General features: G+C 45.4%; 16 protein-coding genes. 2 read left to right on the top strand and 14 right to left on the bottom strand.

What is annotated here, in order from left to right; translation table 11 throughout:
- Positions 1-78 precede the first annotated feature (78 nt).
- Together L9Q40_RS14785 and L9Q40_RS14780 are read right to left on the bottom strand one after the other, a co-directional pair.
- Positions 79-1,299 carry an ammonium transporter gene (locus L9Q40_RS14785; RefSeq protein WP_498793732.1) on the bottom strand — a complete coding sequence of 407 codons (1,221 nt, stop codon included), beginning with the start codon at positions 1,297-1,299 and terminating at the stop codon, positions 79-81.
- Positions 1,300-1,613: 314 nt separating this feature from the next.
- Entirely contained in the window at positions 1,614-3,032 is a 1,419-nt protein-coding gene (locus tag L9Q40_RS14780; protein WP_498793731.1) for an MATE family efflux transporter, read from the bottom strand.
- A gap of 133 nt (positions 3,033-3,165) precedes the next feature.
- On the opposite strand from L9Q40_RS14780, the gene L9Q40_RS14775 reads away from it, so the two are divergent.
- Positions 3,166-4,047 carry a helix-turn-helix transcriptional regulator gene (locus L9Q40_RS14775; RefSeq protein WP_065296832.1) on the top strand — a complete coding sequence of 294 codons (882 nt, stop codon included), beginning with the start codon at positions 3,166-3,168 and terminating at the stop codon, positions 4,045-4,047.
- On the opposite strand, the gene L9Q40_RS14770 is transcribed toward L9Q40_RS14775, so the two are convergent.
- From L9Q40_RS14770 to L9Q40_RS14725, 10 genes are all read right to left on the bottom strand, one after another.
- Positions 4,008-4,622 carry a sugar O-acetyltransferase gene (locus L9Q40_RS14770; RefSeq protein ID WP_498793730.1) on the bottom strand — a complete coding sequence of 205 codons (615 nt, stop codon included), beginning with the start codon at positions 4,620-4,622 and terminating at the stop codon, positions 4,008-4,010. The two genes, L9Q40_RS14775 and L9Q40_RS14770, sit on opposite strands and share 40 nt — an antisense overlap.
- A 295-nt stretch (positions 4,623-4,917) precedes the next feature.
- Positions 4,918-5,334 (bottom strand): hypothetical protein, encoded by a 417-nt coding sequence (locus tag L9Q40_RS14765; protein ID WP_014231817.1) that lies wholly within the window; start codon positions 5,332-5,334, stop codon positions 4,918-4,920.
- Entirely contained in the window at positions 5,318-6,370 is a 1,053-nt protein-coding gene (locus L9Q40_RS14760) for a formate dehydrogenase subunit gamma (protein ID WP_014231816.1), read from the bottom strand. Before L9Q40_RS14760 ends, L9Q40_RS14765 begins: the two co-directional genes overlap by 17 nt.
- Before the next feature lie 14 nt (positions 6,371-6,384).
- On the bottom strand, positions 6,385-6,993 hold the full coding sequence (gene fdh3B, locus L9Q40_RS14755; protein WP_014231815.1) for a formate dehydrogenase FDH3 subunit beta: 609 nt from the start codon (positions 6,991-6,993) through the stop codon (positions 6,385-6,387).
- Between the two features lie 11 nt (positions 6,994-7,004).
- Entirely contained in the window at positions 7,005-9,860 is a 2,856-nt protein-coding gene (locus tag L9Q40_RS14750; RefSeq protein WP_498793729.1) for a formate dehydrogenase subunit alpha, read from the bottom strand.
- A gap of 10 nt (positions 9,861-9,870) precedes the next feature.
- Complete coding sequence (locus L9Q40_RS14745) at positions 9,871-10,071, bottom strand: transcriptional initiation protein Tat (RefSeq protein ID WP_020333268.1); 201 nt, start codon at positions 10,069-10,071, stop codon at positions 9,871-9,873.
- 73 nt (positions 10,072-10,144) lie between these two features.
- Positions 10,145-10,771, bottom strand: a complete 627-nt coding sequence (locus tag L9Q40_RS14740; protein WP_014231812.1) for a TorD/DmsD family molecular chaperone — start codon at positions 10,769-10,771, stop codon at positions 10,145-10,147.
- Between the two features lie 9 nt (positions 10,772-10,780).
- Entirely contained in the window at positions 10,781-12,442 is a 1,662-nt protein-coding gene (locus L9Q40_RS14735; protein ID WP_498793728.1) for a 4Fe-4S dicluster domain-containing protein, read from the bottom strand.
- Positions 12,443-12,752: 310 nt separating this feature from the next.
- Positions 12,753-13,361, bottom strand: coding sequence for a DUF3306 domain-containing protein (locus L9Q40_RS14730; RefSeq protein ID WP_498793727.1), 609 nt, complete (start codon positions 13,359-13,361; stop codon positions 12,753-12,755).
- The gene (locus L9Q40_RS14725) at positions 13,351-13,818 is read right to left on the bottom strand and encodes a DUF3305 domain-containing protein (protein ID WP_498793726.1); all 468 of its coding nucleotides are present in this window, start codon (positions 13,816-13,818) and stop codon (positions 13,351-13,353) included. Before L9Q40_RS14725 ends, L9Q40_RS14730 begins: the two co-directional genes overlap by 11 nt.
- 329 nt (positions 13,819-14,147) lie before the next feature.
- Here L9Q40_RS14725 and L9Q40_RS14720 point away from each other — a divergent pair, with 329 nt between their 5' ends.
- Complete coding sequence (locus L9Q40_RS14720; RefSeq protein ID WP_014231808.1) at positions 14,148-14,978, top strand: formate dehydrogenase accessory sulfurtransferase FdhD; 831 nt, start codon at positions 14,148-14,150, stop codon at positions 14,976-14,978.
- A 317-nt stretch (positions 14,979-15,295) separates the two neighbouring features.
- On the opposite strand, the gene L9Q40_RS14715 is transcribed toward L9Q40_RS14720, so the two are convergent.
- Both L9Q40_RS14715 and L9Q40_RS14710 read right to left on the bottom strand, forming a co-directional pair.
- Positions 15,296-16,888 carry an ABC-F family ATPase gene (locus L9Q40_RS14715; protein WP_065299658.1) on the bottom strand — a complete coding sequence of 531 codons (1,593 nt, stop codon included), beginning with the start codon at positions 16,886-16,888 and terminating at the stop codon, positions 15,296-15,298.
- 141 nt (positions 16,889-17,029) lie between these two features.
- On the bottom strand, positions 17,030-17,680 hold a 651-nt coding region (locus L9Q40_RS14710), incomplete at its 5' end, for a sensor histidine kinase (protein WP_498793725.1).

Raw genomic sequence — 17,680 nt, 5'->3', positions numbered from 1 at the left:
ACGTATTGAAACGCTTGTCACCGAGAAGAACAATACCTCTATAAAAAGAGCGGCGTAATGCCGCTCTTTTGCATTTTGTTAATCTTCGTTAGTTGAAGAGATTTTGTGGATAGCTAAGTCGGCACCATTAAATTCATCTTCTTCAGACAATCTAATGCCCGTAACTGCGTTAATTGCGCCATAGACAGCCAACGCACCTAATACAGCAATAGAAATACCTAATACGGTTCCCATAAACTGAACAACAAGGCTAACACCGCCTAACCCGCCTAACGCTGTTTGTCCAAAGATGCCCGCAGCAATGCCACCCCATGCGCCACAAATGCCGTGAAGAGGCCAAACACCCAACACATCGTCAATCTTGGTTTTGTTTTGTAGATGTGTAAACAGGTAGACAAAGAGCACGCCCGCAATCGCACCTGTCACCAGCGCACCGATTGGGTGCATAAGGTCAGAGCCCGCACACACGGCAACTAATCCAGCCAGAGGGCCGTTGTGAATAAAGCCCGGGTCATTTTTGCCCGCGATAAGTGATGCAATAATGCCACCAACCATGGCCATCAATGAGTTCATTGCGACCAGACCACTGATCCCAGAAATAGCTTGAGCCGACATTACGTTAAAGCCGAACCAGCCCACACAAAGAATCCAGGCACCAAGCGCTAAGAATGGAATGTTTGATGGTGCAAAGTTGGTATGTTTGCCTGCGCGAATGCGCCCTTTACGCATACCTAAGAAAATGACGGCAACGAGAGCAATCCAGCCACCCACTCCGTGGACAACGACGGAGCCTGCGAAGTCATGGAAGCCATAGCCAAAACTTGCTTCAAACCAATCTTGGATACCAAAATTACCGTTCCAAATGATGCCTTCAAACAGCGGATAAACGATACCTACCGTGAAAAATGTCGCAATGAGGATAGGATAAAAACGCGCACGTTCGGCAATTCCCCCAGAGACAATCGCTGGTATAGCGGCAGCAAACGTTAGCAAGAAAAAGAATTTAACAAGCTCATATCCATTACCTTGAGACAGTGTCTGCGCATCGGCAAAGAAAGTACCGCCATACGCGATCCAATAGCCAATAAAGAAGTAGGCTATGGCGGAAACACCAAAATCGGCCAAAATTTTAACCAACGCGTTAACTTGGTTCTTTTGACGTACGGTCCCTACCTCAAGAAAAGCAAAACCTGAATGCATCAGAAATACCATGATAGCGCCAAGCAATAAAAATAAGGTGTCGGAACTTTGGGTCAGGGTTTGTACAGCTCCGTATACCTGACTTACAGTTTGAGTCATTCTCGTTACACTCCATGCAGCAATATAAATAATCGCACCAAGCAGGTGCTTAAAAATTATCAATTCACAAAAATGGTGAATTTATTATGTTTGTACACTGCTTAGGCAAAATGTGTTCCAGACTGTTTAAACTAGCTTGCATTGTTATGCGGTCAAACATTAAGCCTATGAATATTATTGATATTTATAAATTTTAGTGAGTTTTAAGTGTAAGATTTGGTCAATGTAGAAACGGAAAAAGCGCACCAAATTAGTACAAATGTACCGATTTGGTGCGCACCATTAAATGAAACAATAATTAATCAATAAGGAATTTAGTTGGAGGTTACGGTTTGTTTACTGGGTTCCGGCTCAGAAAGCTCCTTTCTCTCCTCAGATATTAGATTATTTAACCATTTACGTTGTAACACTCGATAGATGGCTAGCCCGGCTTTTACCACTTCTTCCGTCATAGAGATCAGATAAACCAAATACAGAGGCCATAGCCATTGCAAAGCACTAAGGTACACCAATGGAATACCGATACACCACATACAGAAAAGGTTAAATAACGCTGCAAACTTGATATCACCACCACTGCGTAATACACCAATGACTGCCACTGTATTAAACACTTTAATACACAGTGCTGATGCGAGAACGGCTAACACATAAATTGCATTTGTTAGGGTTTGTTCGTTCAGCTTACCAAACAGCGGCACAATTTCCTCTCTCAGTAAATAAAGGACAATACCGACCAACACAGCAGCGCCAGTGCCCAGCCATAAAAACACTTTTGATTGTGACCATGCCTGATGATATCGGTTTGCGCCCAACTCATGTCCGAGCATGGTCGAACACGCTAAAGCAAAGCCAAGGAAAAACGCGTATAGGCAATTTTCGAGTGGGCTCAAGAGGCTCATTATCGCCAAAGCTTCAACGCCCATTTGGCCATAGATAAAAGCATAAACTAAAGTACCTAAAGCCCAGCCTCCATCATGCAACATCACGGGAATAGCGATGGCTGAAAATAGCCTAATGTTCTTGCGACTAAGCGCATTTTCAACATCGTTCTGTGTTGGTATCAGCCATTGTTTTTTCCTCCAGATGAGCCCCACAATACATACAGTTTGCAGCAATCGCGCGATGGTTGTTCCCCAAGCACTGCCTGCAACACCAAGCTCTGGGAACCCTAGGTTGCCAAAAATTAACAACCAATTTAGTGCAATATTCAGAGCTACTGAGATTAGGCTAATTATGGTGGGTGTTTTACTATCTCCTGTTGCGCGAAGCGCTGCTTCAATCGGCACGACCAAACACGTGAAGAACAATGATACCCCGGTTATCTGCATGTATTCCGCGCTCAGCAATACCAACGGGGCGTCTTCACTCGCCAAGCGCAAAAACAGTCTGGGATGGATGCTATAGAGCGCAATAAATGGCAACGATATCAGTGTCGCAGCCATAACGGCTTCTACAACACAACGACGGATCCCTGCCTCGTCTCCACTACCATAATACTGTGCTGCCAGTACATTCACGCCACCTGTGATTCCAAGGATCAATACCAGATTAAAATAGAAAATCCGGTTGCTGAGACCTACCGCAGCCACTTCAGTCTCCCCGAGTTGACCGACCATCATGATATCGACCAGGCCTAATACCGCGTACAGCAACAGCTGTAACGCAAATGGTAAAGCAATGGAAAAAAGTCTGGGAAAAAACGTGCTATCGTAAAGTGATTTTGATCTCATATCATTGCCTGCGGCCCTGAGAACGGGCTAATCAAAATAGAGAATCCCACTATAAGAAGTACGCCACTATCAAGAAATAGGATAAACTCGCATCAGGATGGGAAAAACTATCAGGGGAAGGAAAAATCAAGGTATGACAACAACATGGCGAGACTGTTTAGAAGTAGACGACGCTACCGAAGAGCGATTTATAAGCCCTGAAAATGTATTGCCGTTGGCCAAAAATGACGTGCACTTATGTGGAGTTATGAAGGCTAAGCAGCACTATCGTGTCTGCCGTACACGGCCTGGTTTTCATGTTTTTCTTTATACTATTCATGGGCAAGCGCGCTTGTTTACTCCCAATAACACACTTTCCATAGAAGCTAATACGTTAAGTCTGGTACCCGCTGATAGCATATGTGGATATGAACTGGTGGGTGATGAATGGGAATGTGCTTGGCTAAGTGTCGATAATACCAGGCAGTGGCAAACACTTTCTGGGAGTGCTCCCGAAGTGATGCACTGTGAACAAGCTTTGTCTGTTTATCACTTGATGCATTTGTTGCATCATGAACTCAAAGCCATTCACGTAAATGATGGTAGTGTAGGAAGTTGTGGCCAACTTTTGGTGGATTTGATCCGTAGATCCTTGCAGCAAAGAGCCGTCGTAGATCCAATAGAAGTAAAACTTAGACAACTGTTTAGTGAGGTTGAAAATCAGCTGCATTATCCTTGGTCTATCGAGGAGCTGGCAGCGCGAGTGCACTATTCGCCACCACACTTTCACAGAATATGTTTGAAATATTTTGAGCAGAGTCCAAAGCAGTATCTACTTGCGCTAAGAATGACCCGAGCTCGTCAACTGCTACAGGGTCAGCACCTTAGTATTAAGCAAGTAGCACATAGCCTTGGTTATTTTGATGTCAGTTATTTTTCCAATCGGTTTAAAAAACATTTTGGCGTGGCACCAGGTGCTGTGCAGCGGAATGCAAATTACAGCGAGTCAGCCTCTGCAATAGGTTCTGAGGCCTGATTGCTAAGGTTGTTGCTCTTGAAGTCAGGGGCAGATAGTTGCTTTATCACCTTGCATGGAGAGCCTACCGCTACTACGTTAGCCGGAATATCTTTGTTTACCACACTACCCGCACCAATCACCGTGTTATCACCTATGGTTACCCCAGCCAACACAATGGCACCAGCACCAATCCAAACTCGGTTACCAATATGAATCGGCTCGCCGCAAGAGATAGGAGCAACCCGGTTTTCAGCCAATATAGGATGGCCAGCGGCACATAACTGGACTCTTGGTCCTATCAGCACATTGTCACCAATATGCACCTCGGCAATATCGGTTACCACTAAGCCATAGTTAACAAATCCACCTTGACCGAAAAAGATTTTTTCACCTAAATCACAGTGGAATGGTGGCACAATTTCATTGTTGTGATAACGGCCCAGCAACTGACCGAATAGTTGATGGCGTTTTTCTTTTTCCCTGGGATGAGTGTGATTAATCTGCCACAGTAGATCCTGTGCTTTATCCACTCTCGCCTGAAATGATGCGTTATATGGCTCTAACGTACTGAAATCATCCACTGTTGTGTGCATAACAACCTCCCTTGATACGACAAGAACTGGCTCAACTAGCCAACGTTTTTATTATAAGTAGAATCAAACGGACTGACTGTTGGATAAACTCGCATGACTTTGCAGGAAACTATCATTCTAGCGTTAAAAAGAAGTTTAACGTGAATGTTGGTTGGCAACAGTTTGAGTTAACCGTCGTGATATTTTCATCGTACTGCTGGGAGTGGGATAAGGTTTAGAATGAAATGAAAATCTTCTCACTGATTTATAATATTAGCGTCATTCCTACTCTTAATAAGAATGACGCTAAGGAGACCTACAAGTTAGGACCTGTAGAAGGTCTGTGCGGCTTGTTATTACGTAATTGATGCATGCCTTGAAGCATCCGCCATAGCCAAACGCCTATCGCTACAACGGCGAACACACTGCCAATGTATGGAATAACATACGCGATGTTATCTAACATTGTGCTACGCACCCAATAGTCACTGACCCCTTTTAACACGCCATTTGTGGTGGCAACGGTCACGATTAAGACAACAAAGAACGTGAGGTACAGGAAGAAAGTACGAATTAGCCCGTAGTAATGCGAGATAACCACATCACTGTCTTCGCCTTTGTCCAAACGATAACCAGCATAAATAATAGCGACAACGCCTGAGATCAAAAACGTAAACGGGGTAAAACAACTCAGGATGTACGCAACCCAAATCCCGTTATGATGTTTGTTCATTCGCTTTCGCTCCTTTATCTGTTGCTTTAACCTCGTCTGATTCTCCCATTGCCTCTTGAGATTTGACTTCTTCGTACCAGAGATCGTGGTGCTCTTTCGCCCATGTTTCGTCAACCTCACCCGTTACCATGCCTTCCAGCGCGCCTTCCATACCAAACAGGCCGATATAGATGTGGAAAACAAAGCCACAGATAAGAATGAGCGCCGAGACTGCGTGAATCAGGTTAGACAACTCCATATCACGGCGGGTTTGATCAAAGATAGGGAAATCCAAAACCAGACCACTTGCTGCAGCGATTGCACCGACAAAAATGAGCAACCAGTAAACCGCTTTCTCACCACCGTTTGAGAAACCTGCCGATGGATGAGTGCCTTTGTGTTTACCAACCATCCCGCCCATTTTCATGAACCAACGTACGTCTGTCATGTTCGGGATCGATTTACGCCACCATTTCAGCAGAATTAACATCAGCAAGATAAAGAACAGCGGCCCCATGTAGTTGTGGTATTGCTTCGCCAGCATAACGATGAAACCCCAGAACTCACTAGGCACGTATGGCTTCAGGAAGTGTTTGCCGTAAACAAGCATCAACCCACTGAACGCCAGGGTTAAAAAGGTAAACGCCATGCTCCAGTGCAGTGCACGATCAAGTCGAGACCAGCGCTTAATCTTTTTGCCTGTGCGAGGCTTACTTAGCATCAGAGGCCCGACAAAGACATAAGCCAATACAACCATTGCGATACTACCGAAAATAGCGATAGCACCAGCTGGAGACATCCACTTTTCTTTCAGGATGTACCAGGTTTCGCCCGGCTTACTGATTAGCACGCCATGCTCAGGTGATTGAGAGGTGGTGTAACCTGACTCACCCTGCCTGATCTGACGCCAATAATCCGCCCCTGCGAGTTGTGTCATTTCCTGCTGTACGACTTTGGAAGATTGCTCTTCTGCGGACGCTGGCATAGCAAAAGTCAGCAGTAATGCTGTCATGGCTGACAGCATTACCAGAGACGCACGTTTTAGAGTGTTTAACATGTGCCTCTCCTTACTTAGCTTTTTGTTGCGTCGTAAGAAAGATCATTTCCGTCTGTCCAACCTGCATTCTTAGCGCCGCGCTCTACAACACGCTGACGGAAAATATCAGAGACTTTCTCTGCATCACCGGCCAACAATGCTTTCGTTGAACATAATGACGCACACATCGGCAGTTTGCCTTCTGCAATACGGTTCGCACCATATTTCTGACGTTCTTCAACCGAACCAGGTTCCGTCTCAGGGCCGCCAGCACAGAAGGTACATTTGTCCATTTTGCCACGCTCACCAAACGCTTCTTGTTTAGGGAACTGAGGCGCTCCAAATGGACACGCAAACAGACAGTAACCACAACCGATACACAGATCTTTGTTGTGAAGTACGATGCCATCTTCTGTGTGCTCAAAGCAGTCTGCAGGACACACCGCCATACAAGGCGCGTCGGTACAGTGCATACAAGCGACAGAAATCGAGTTTTCACCGGCCTCACCGTCATTAAGTGTTACGACGCGGCGGCGCTGAATACCCCACTCGAGCGCATCGTCATTTTCGTTCTTACATGCAGTAACACAGCCGTTACACTCGATACAGCGTTTGGTGTCACATAGGAATTTCATTCGTGCCATTGTCGGACTCCTTACGCTTTACGAATGTTACATAGGGTTACTTTGGTTTCCTGCATCAGGGTAACCGGGTCGTAACCGTAGGTGGTTGCTGTGTTGGCAGACTCACCGCTTACATACGGTTGTGTACCTTCAGGGTATTTAGGGCGAAGATCTTCACCTTCAAACTCACCACCAAAGTGGAACGGAATAAATGCCAGCCCCGGTTTCACACGACGAGTCACCATCGCTTTCACCTTGATTCGGCCTTTCTCCGCACCTTCAACCCAAACATCATCACCATCTTTAAAGCCAAGATCGTTAGCGTCTTTAGGGTTTACTTCTACGAACATTTCTTGCTGAAGCTCCGCCAACCAAGGGTTTGAACGAGTTTCATCACCGCCGCCTTCGTATTCAACCAAGCGACCAGAAGTCAGAACAATCGGGTACTCGCCAGATTTGTCTTGGTCCTGAATCGATTTATATAACGTTGGAACACGGAAAATCGCGTCTTTGTCTTCCCAGGTTGGGTAATCCGTTACAAGGTCACGTCTAGGTGTGTAGAGCGGTTCACGGTGCAACGGTACGCGGTCTGGGAATGTCCAAACAATCGCACGTGCTTTTGCGTTACCAAATGGGATACAACCGTGCGCGATAGCAACACGCTGAATACCGCCAGACAGGTCGGTTTTCCAGTTTTTACCTTCTGCTGCGACTTTCTCTTCAGCTGTAAGGTCATCCCACCATCCTAGTTGTTTTAGCAACTTGTCGGTAAATTCCGGATAACCATCTTTGATCTCACTGCCTTTCGAGTAGCTGTCTTCAGCTAGCAGGTTTTTACCTTCAAATTCCACACCAAAGCGTGTACGGAAGTTACCACCACCTTCGGCAACGGTTTTAGAAGTATCGTACAGGATGTGCGTGCCTGGGTGCCCCATCTCTGGCGTACCCCAACATGGCCAAGGTAGACCGTAGGTTTCACCATTAATTGGTCCGCCCTCTGCTTCCAGCGTGGTTTTATGGAATGTGTGCCAGTTTTGTTGGTGCGCTTTAAGACGCTCCGGACTCTGACCTGTGTAACCGATGGTCCACATACCTTTGTTGAATTCACGAGTTAGGTCTTCAATCAAAGGCTGGTTGTTTTCTACACGAATGTTTTTGAAAAGCAGATCGTCGAAGCCAAGCTTTTTCGACAACAGGTACATGATTTCGTGGTCAGGCTTTGACTCAAACAAAGGCTCAACAACTTGATCGCGCCACTGCAAAGAGCGGTTAGAAGCCGTAACACTGCCGTAAGTTTCGAATTGGGTAGTCGCAGGAAGCAGGTAAACACCATCAGTGCGATCGTTCATTACCGCCGCTACGGTTGGGTATGGGTCAACGATGACCATCATATCCAGTTTCTGCATCGCCTTCTTCATCTCAACACCACGTGTTTGAGAGTTTACAGCGTGTCCCCAGTAGAACATGGCGCGAATGTTTTCTCGCTGACGAATGTTGTCTTTGTCTTCTAACACACCATCGATCCAACGCGATACCGGAATACCAGCACTGTGCATTGGTTTTTGACCGCCATACTCGTTGTCATCAAAACGGGCTTTGATCCACTCGTAGTCGATGTCCCAAACTTTTGACCAGTGACGCCAAGAACCTTCAGAAAGGCCATAATAGCCTGGTAGTGTATCGGCTAGAACACCAAGGTCTGTTGCACCCTGTACGTTATCGTGACCACGGAAAATGTTGGCACCGCCGCCTGATTTACCAATGTTACCAAGTGCAAGCTCAAGTACACAGTAAGCACGAGTGTTGTTGTTACCTGTGGTGTGCTGAGTACCACCCATACACCAGACAACACAGCCCGGACGGTTTTCAGATAGTAGTTTTGCAGTCTGGTAAACGTCTTCCTCGCTTACGCCTGAAACGCGTTCAACTTCTGCTGGTGTCCATTTTGCGACTTCAGCACGGATTTCATCCATACCAAATACACGCTGACGGATAAATTCTTTATCTTCCCATTGGTTTTCAAACACGTGCCACAATACACCCCAAATGAAAGCGACGTCTGAACCTGGGCGAAGAGATACATAGTGATCGGATTTTGCAGCAGTACGAGTACGACGAGGATCCGCCACTACGATCTTACAGTTGTTTTTCTCTTTGGCGATCAGAATGTGTTGCATCGCAACTGGGTGTGCTTCTGCAGGGTTAGAGCCAATGAACAGCATAGACTTACAGTTATGCATGTCATTGAAAGAGTTTGTCATTGCACCGTAGCCCCAGGTGTTTGCTACCCCTGCTACCGTGGTTGAGTGACAAATACGCGCTTGGTGGTCAACGTTATTAGTTCCCCAAAGCGATGCCATTTTGCGGAATAGATACGCCTGTTCGTTGCTGTGTTTCGCACTGCCTAAGAAATAAACAGAGTCAGGGCCGGATTCTTTACGGATATCCAATACCTTGGTGCCGATTTCTTCAATTGCTTCTACCCAAGACAGCTTTTTCCACTTACCGTTTTCAAGCTTCATTGGGTATTTTAGGCGACGTTCACCATGGCCATGTTCACGCAGCGCAGCCCCTTTCGCACAGTGTCCACCAGCGTTAAATGGGTGATCAAAAGCTGGTTCCTGACCGGTCCAAACTCCATTTTGAACTTCAGCGTAAATACCACAGCCTACCGAACAGTGAGAACAGATGGTGCGTTTCACTTCTGTTTTCGCTTCTGGGTCGACAGTTTTCGCTTCCGCTTTTTTCATCATGCCCGGAGCAAACAGACTTGCACCGACAACAGCGCCACCAGCAGCAAATGAGGTGTTTTTCATAAATGCACGGCGCGAAATGCCAAGTTGGTTCGTTTCTTTGCTCACACTGTCGGAGCGTTTGACAAGTTTCATCTCTTACCTCCTAAAGTGTGTCGTAGTAATCACGAATGTGTTGAGTTTCACGGTACCCTTTCTTCTTCACGTCTTTTTCAGAAGACTCAACGGTTTCCGACGCGTTTGCCACTTTCGTGGTTCCTGCGACGACGGCACCAGCAACGGCAGCGGTTGTGAAGCCTTTCAATAGCTCCCTGCGGCTTGAGTTTATTTCTTTATTATCTTTCATCATTGCTTCCTTACCTTCCGGTAGATCTTTGGAGGATCATGCCTCTCTATCGATATGACTTTGTACTGCTTGATTACTCATAATCAGTGACGTTTTTCACATCAATTTTTAATTTGGCTTTACTGCTCTTTGTATTCTCGCTAAATCGAACCTGTTCAAGCGTTAGAAACGCGTTGCAAAGCTGAGCGGCTGGTTTATAAAAGTTTGCACTTTCTGCATTTTCTAACTGGCGAGTGAATGCGCTAAACCAAGGGGCGAGATGTTTGTTAAACACGGCTTGTTGCAAGCCCTCCTCTTCGTCAGTCAGCATGGCCATGACTTCGCAAAGTGCTGAAATGTGATCTTCGGGTTCTTTGACGTTTTCAGCGCGCTCTATGCCCAGTAAATCTAAATCGTGACGAATATCCGCTAGCGGCTTTTCCATCATTGAGCCTGTGCGGTGCCACGATCCAAATGGAACGACTTCACCACGACCAATACCGATAAAGAGATCTTGATATTCATCTTCAAGCGTTTCTCGTTCCGCTTTTTCAGCCGCTAGCTGAAGCGCAATCCATGCTTGCTGCATTGCACTTGCCGAAGGTTCCACTTCCAGAGACTTAAGAAACTCAAGCATCTCTTCTGTTGGCGCACTGCGAAAAAGCGCAGATAAAATCAGGTATATTTCTGTTCTCAGTGTTTGTTCTTGCTGTTTTTCCACTGTGAGCTCCTAATACTTGAGTTGTTTCATTGGATCAGAGGCCATCGACTCAAACATATCGACCACGCGGCAGTCTTCACACATGGCGATACGGTTAATAGCGGCTTCATCAGTAAAATGAGAATGTCCACGTAGCTTGTTTTGCAACATGTCGATCATGGATTGAGGGGCGAAAGGTTTGTGGCAACGAAGACACTCAGCCGCTTTCTCTTGGTGAATGACGACTGCTTTCTGACGTTCTTCTTTCACCCAGTTCATGCGAGGCGTTAGCGTAAGTACATTTTCTGGACACGCTTTTTCACATAAGCCACATTGAACACAATCTTGTTCAACAAATTTAAGAGACGGAGACTGACCATCAGTATGCAGTGCGCGAGTCGGACACACAGCGACGCAACTCATGCACAAGGTACAATCTTTACTTTCACAAGAAACCGAGCCATAAGGTGCATTACCCGGTAATTCAACGGTATTATCGACTGGAATACGCGAGGCAGATAACGCATCTAGCGCGGTAAACAGGCGCTGACGTTTATTGCCTTGTAGTTCTCCTACCGCTAAATCGAAGGAATCTGTACACAATGTCGGTGCGCCTTCACGCAGAGATTCCAAATACAAGATATCGATGGTTTCTTTTGCAATGCCAAGTTGATCAAGCAATTCATGTGCTATACCGACTTCACTATTAAGTACGCGCAAAATGGTTGGCGGCATAAAACGTGAAGCAGCAAACAGAACCTGAGTCGCTCCGTTCACAAGCGCAGCAAACCAAGTATCGATACCAACAGATGGCAACTCTTCAACCACAATCGGAATAACGTTATCTGGAAGCGCTTTTAAAGCCATGACGTTGTAGGTTTCATGGCGTGAACTACAAATCAGTACGATAGGATCAACACCACCTGCTTTTTCATAGTTAGCTAACGTACGTTCAATGAACTTTTGGGTATCTTCTGGATTTGGGAGTGCGTAATGAATCGCTTCTGTAGGACATGCGGTTGCACAAGTCCCGACACCCTGACACAGGTATGGGTTAATCTCGATACGATGTCCTGTTTTAGGACTACCTTCACTGGATAGTGCACCCGCCGGACAGGCATCAACACAACGCTCACAACCTTTTACGCCTCGAGAACTGTGCGCACACAAGTCGGTATCTAAACGGAAAAACTTCGGTTTATCAAACGTCCCCATTAACGTCGGGATTTCTTCCAGCGCTTCTGCGAGTTTCGGATAGCCGCGACCGACTGGATAATAACCCGGAGCTGGTACTTCCTCAGACATACAGCTGTTAAGGCAAAGATCGAGAACGACGTCGAAACAATCCGTATTAATTGCTACGTTAGCGAGATTGTTTGTCGAACCATTGTTTTCAATAATTACTTCAAATGTACCCAGGAAGCCAGACACCTGAACAGAGTTCGCATAATAAAGCGCACTGTGAGTTCCCTTTTCTCCGTCAGTAGACAGCAACGTAAGGCTGTTCATTTGTGATAATTGAGCTGCGGCACTTTCAATGATCGCCGTCGGACCGACAATTAAAGTGTTACCGCCACTTTCGTAGCTCACCGTCGGTGGGATGAGGTTTGTCAACTCGATGGTATTTTCAAAAGCATATAGCCTTGCTTTACCGTTACTGGAAGTCGTTTGTTCTAATAGTTGTTTCAACATTGCTCGTTTCCATTTATCAACATGGATAATCTTCCATCTTTCATTGTAGTTAGCGCGGTAGATTCTGCTGATTAACTTATAATTAAGCTGTTTTGTATGGAGCATCAGAGCCCATAGCAAAATTCAGAAAACCGATAGCGTTACAAGAAGATTGGTAATACCACTCAATTAGCAAGCGTCATGCCAATTTTAATATTCAATATTTTCAATAAGTTACTTGGTATCGAGCTGGTTTTATCTAATAAAAAAGCCGGATGAGACAATATGTCCCACCCGGCCAGTTGAGTGTTTAGTCAAAATGTACCTATTTTTAGTGTGGTATATTTTGTCCTACTTGTTCTGATAGCGATTCTGACTCTAAAGTGCCATTTTTATCTACTACTGTATATTTATCCAGTTCAGATTCATTTTGAGCAGGTTCGACGATTTCTTGCTCATTTTCATCAGCATCTGAAGCCTCTGTTTGAACCACAGCCAGCTCATTATTTTCAATTGTTGCGTCGTCTTCAGTTTTATCTTTCACCCAGTCTCGCAGTGTTTCTGCTACACCTTCTGAAAGTGACTTCAAATTACTGTAGTCGTCATCGTAATCGTCTAACCCATCACGGACATTGAACTCTTCTGATAGAAACAACTTACGTAACGCGGCTTTTTTCACGCTTTCTGATGCTTCTGAAACCAATAGGTTTGCAATCGACATCTCTTCCGGCTTTTGCTCGTCAACGTTGGCAGCCGTTTCACTTACTTCAGACGCCGCGTTCTCTTCAGGTAGAGGCTTATCAGCAATGCCATCAGCGGAAGGCGTTGCGTCTGCCTCCGTATTTGTCACGTCACTTTGTTCGGCATCTTCATGCGTGTTTTGAGATTCTTCTAACTTGCGTTTTGACCAACGGCTTAAAAAATCATGACTAGTTGCCATTTGCTCTACCCGCTCCTTTGCGCTTCTTACCTTTCAACTCTAGCATTTCTCCATGGCGTCCAATAAAGGCCTCCATCCAGGCTTGCACAGGTAATGGCATGTTGTTTGATAACACTAAATTGTCCCCATCCATATATCGAGCCGCGACGGCTTGAGAGGCGGTGAGAAGCTGTATCGCTGGCTTCTCATTGGAGTCGAGGTTATCCATTACGAGAAAGAGTTTTGGGTTTTGCGAGCTTAGGTTAAATCGGTAATCCGTGCGCTCATCTCGGTGTAATTGGAGAAGACAAACATCAGTGGCGCCTTTATCAGGCGTCAGTACAAACTGTGTTAGTTGCCATTGGGTTGTGACCCAAGCACCTGTAATAATTTCATGTTCAACCAGTTCTACGCCGATAGGCCATGAATCTTCGGTTTTCTCATATATGTTTTCTAAATCTTTGTTAATGTCCGACATAACTCACCCAACTTGCTTCATTTGGTTTGATTGGCGAAAAGGACATTCTGGCCCACGCTCTCAAACCACGTTAGGTATACGTAGCAATAAACGCGCCAAATCAACCACTGTAATACTAGACAAGATACAGATATAAATACCAAATTAGTCGAAACTCAATGGGTTGTATGTGTCATTCCTGCGAACTCTCAGTTTTTATATTAAGTAGCGTGAATCGCTCGCATTTTTTTCCTCAACCGCTATGTTGGAATGAGATTTGCTATTCAACCTCGTGTTAAAAAGAACAATCCTTGTGAGCAAGTAGCTCCTTCACTGAACAGGACAAGACTGTGGTAAAACCAAATATTATTAAAACCAGTGAAAATCCCCTGCAGACTATCGAAGTCGATGTGTACGATGAATACGGTGAAAAGCTGACGAAACAGATTGCCTGCGAGCGACCTCTTACCGTAATGCTGAACTGGAAAGAAATTGTAACGCTGATGACGATAGGCTCTCGTCCGGATGCGCTAGTTTTAGGCTATTTAAAGAATCAAAGCTTCTTATCTGATCCGGAAGCGATAGAGTCTGTCATTATCGATTGGGAAACCCATTCTGCCGCAGTGATCACCAAAGAAAACATCGAGCATTTAGAAGGTGCGTTGAAAAAGAAAACCGTTACCTCGGGTTGTGGTCAAGGCACCATGTACGGTAATGTGATGAAGCAATTGGAGAACTATCAGGTTCCGCAAGTACCGCTTAAGCAGTCAGAAATCTATGCCACGCTTGAAGCGCTGACTCATTACAACGATACATACCGAAAAGCAGGTGCGGTTCATGGATGCGCAATTTGTAAAGGGAACCAAGTGTTGTCGTTTGTGGAAGATGTAGGCCGTCACAATGCAGTGGATACGCTTGCCGGAGAGATGTGGTTAAATCAAGAAACTGGCGATGACAAAATATTTTATACCACCGGACGTCTTACATCTGAGATGGTGATTAAAGTCGCTCAAATGGGCATCCCTGTTCTTCTTTCTCGTTCTGGTGTAACCCAGATGGGGTTAGATCTCGCCAGACAATACGGTATTACTACGATCGCGCGTGCTAAAGGGTTGCGTTTTCAGGTATTTACTGGCGCGGAAAAAATTGATTTTGATGTAAAAGGTACCCAAAAGGAATAATTTGCAAAAGCAAAGTTTGGTGTAAACTTAAATTAATCGCAGCCAATATGGGGTTGGCTATTTTAACGCCCCATAATTTACTGCGATTAGTATCGCTAATACCGTTTATTCACAAAGGATGTGAACTATGGACAATGACCAGCTTTGGAACTTTTTGCTCACGCCAAGTGGCATCATGGTTTCGATGATAATTACATTCGGTGTTGTTGGGATTTATGCTTACCTAACCGGTCAATTTAAGGATTAGACATCCAAACGAGAAAAAGACCTCAATGTGAGGTCTTTTTAGTTTTTAAAGGTTCGCTTTAGACGTTGTATTAACCGTCGATACCACGTGATTTAAGGAACTCAGAGTAAGTGCCTTTGAAGTCTGTGATTTTGCCGTCACGAATTTCAAGAATACGAGTAGCCAACGAGTCAACGAATACACGGTCGTGAGATACGAAGAACAAAGTACCTTTGTACTGCTCAAGTGCCGTGTTAAGTGATTCAATGGATTCCATATCCATGTGGTTGGTTGGTTCATCCATTAGCAGCATGTTTGGTTTGTGCATCATTAGCTTACCAAGCAACATACGGCCTTGCTCACCACCGGATAGCACTTTTACCGACTTCTTGATGTCGTCCTGACCAAATAGCATACGACCCAAGAAGCTGCGTACGACTTGCTCGTCATCGCCTTCCTGACGCCATTGACCCATCCAGTCTGTCAAGTTTAAGTCTTCTGCAAAATCATGTGCGTGGTCTTGCGCGTAGTAACCAATGTTTGAGTTCTCAGACCATTTGTACGTACCCGTACGTGGTTCCAGAACGCCAGCCAAAGTATTCAACAGCGTAGTTTTACCGACACCGTTCTCACCAATAATGGCGACGCGCTCACCCACTTCAAAGATTGCATCGAAGTTTGCGAACAGGTCATCTTCAAAACCTTGGCTTAGGTTTTCAACAATCAGAGCGTTACGGAATAGCTCTTTAGACTGTTCAAAACGAATGAATGGGCTTTGACGGCTAGACGCTTTAACTTCATCCAGTTTGATCTTATCAATCTGCTTCGCGCGTGATGTTGCCTGTTTTGCTTTCGATGCGTTTGCAGAGAAACGCGCAACGAAGGTTTGAAGTTCAGCGATTTGCGCTTTCTTCTTCGCATTGTCATTGAGTAGACGTTCACGAGCTTGCGAAGCCGCGGTCATGTACTCGTCGTAGTTACCTGGGTAAACACGAAGCTCACCGTAATCCAGGTCAGCCATGTGAGTACAAACTGAATTTAGGAAGTGACGGTCGTGCGAGATGATGATCATTGTGCAGTTACGCGCGTTTAGCGTGTCTTCCAACCAACGGATAGTGTCCATATCCAAGTTGTTGGTTGGTTCGTCAAGTAGCATGATATCTGGGTCTGCAAACAGAACCTGAGCAAGAAGCACACGCAGTTTCCAGCCAGGTGCTACTTCGCTCATCAGACCAAAGTGTTGCTCCATTGGAATACCAACAGCAAGAAGAAGCTCACCCGCTTTCGCTTCTGCCATGTAGCCGTCCATTTCTGCGAACTGAACTTCGAGGTCAGCTACTTTCATGCCGTCTTCTTCACTCATCTCTGCAAGAGAGTAAATGCGGTCACGTTCTTTCTTAACTTCCCATAACTCTTTGTGGCCCATGATTACCGTATCGATAACCGTGAACTCTTCGTACGCAAATTGATCCTGGTTTAGCTTTGCAACACGCTCGTTCGGGTCGTAGCTTACGTTACCACTGGTTTGCTCAAGCTCGCCGCTGAGGATTTTCATAAAGGTTGATTTACCACAACCGTTAGCGCCAATTAAGCCGTAGCGGTTACCTTCGCCGAACTTAACTGAGATGTTTTCGAATAGCGGCTTAGCGCCGAATTGTTGAGTAATATTCGCTGTGGAGATCAAAACCTTTACCTTAGCAATTTGAGTGTATTTATAAAAACCGGCCAACGGTACTTGTTAAGGCTACACACTGCAAGTTTTGTTTTTATTAATTATTCAGAAAACCTTTATTTGATGGATATCACACTAAATATCCAAGCCAGATTAAGCGATATTGGTGACCTCCAGCATTAACTCAGCTTTTTTCGGCAGATAAATACTGAACACGCTGCCTTTGCCCCACTCGGACTCCACTTTTAGCTCGCCGCCCGTTTGGCTAAGAATACTTTGCGACACAGAAAGCCCCAATCCGGTGCCATCTCGTTTGGTGGTGTAGAAAGGAGAGAAAATACGACCCACGTTTTCTGGCTTGATTCCACAGCCTTCGTCGGCAACGTGGATAACGGTACCTTTGACTAAGCCATTTTCCAGCCAGTCTTCACTCGTGACGATCAATTTACCTTGACCGTTCATGGCGTGGATGGCGTTCATCTGTAAGTTAACCAATATCTGCAACAGGTGATGGCGATTAATTTCAACAGGGGTATGAGCTTGCAAATCAGCAACAAATTCAATGTCGCGCTTTTTGCTCCCTGTTTTAACCAGCGTGATACTTTCGTCGATGATCGGATTAACATGCTGCCAGGTGATCTCATCCTGAACTCCGCCCTGCCGACTGTATTGCAACAAACTGCGGGTAATGTTTCTGATGCGATCGATTTGAGCGTGAATGGCGTCAATTTCTTCTTGAACTCGATTCGCGTCGTCGCCAAGTTCAAAATGAATGAGTTCGATATTACCGAGGATCACCGCCGT

The sequence above is a fragment of the Allocatenococcus thiocycli genome, from assembly GCF_921292965.1.
GTDB lineage: Bacteria > Pseudomonadota > Gammaproteobacteria > Enterobacterales > Vibrionaceae > Vibrio > Vibrio natriegens.
Note: the sequence above shows the minus strand (reverse complement) of the source record. Positions and strands in the feature narration are given on the sequence as shown.